This window comes from Paraburkholderia sp. 2C, assembly GCF_054589215.1.
The window spans coordinates 1-719 of record NZ_BAAILL010000060.1 but is presented as its reverse complement, the minus strand read 5'-3'; the positions used below and the strand labels follow the sequence as shown (position 1 = coordinate 719).

Here is a 719-nt window from a genome sequence, read left to right as displayed (position 1 = left end):
TCCGACTGGTCGTTATACGAAAAAATCTCGCCGTAACGGCCCCAGTTGATCACCGCGTCGAGCGTCTCTTCGGCGGCGCTATCGGAGAGGAAGTCTTCGAGCTCCTGCTCGAAGCGCACGCGCGGCGCACGATGCCCCGGCCGCTCGTTGAGCACCTTCTTGATCCGCGCCGCGAGCGGCACGTGCTTGAGCAGGTGATCGGCGAACATCAGCTTGCGCTCCTGCGTGCCGAACTCGGCAAACACGCGCGCCGGCGGCGTGAGGAAAATATCGCCCTCGCGCACATCGGCAAAGCCGAGGTTCTGCAGCACTTCGGCGATCGGAAACAGGTCGTCCACCTCGAGATGCAGCGAGCGCGCGATTTCCGGCATGTCCGCGCGACCGTGGTACGGCGCGGCCGCCAGCGTCTCGATCAGGCCCGCCATCAGGTTCGTCGACACATGCGGCAGCCAGCTGTGCAGCTCCAGGCCCTTTCTCGTCGTCTCGCCGGTCTGGCGCGCGGTCATCTTCGCGTAAATATCGTCCACCAGCTTGCGGAACGCCGGGTCCAGACGGTTGCGCGGATGCTTGAACGGCACCTTGATCTCGGCGATCACCCGCCCCGGGTTCGACGACAGCACCAGGATGCGGTCGCACATGAACACCGCTTCCTCGATATTGTGCGTGACGATCAGCACCGACTTGATCGGCATGCGGCCCTGCGTCCACAGGTCGAGCAG

Annotated in this window: 1 protein-coding gene; it reads right to left on the bottom strand. The window is 64.4% G+C overall.

Features of this window, described 5'->3' with window-relative positions; translation table 11 throughout:
• A partial coding sequence (locus ACYPXD_RS28910) for an AAA-associated domain-containing protein (RefSeq protein ID WP_459719776.1) occupies positions 1 to 719 on the bottom strand: 719 nt, incomplete at both ends.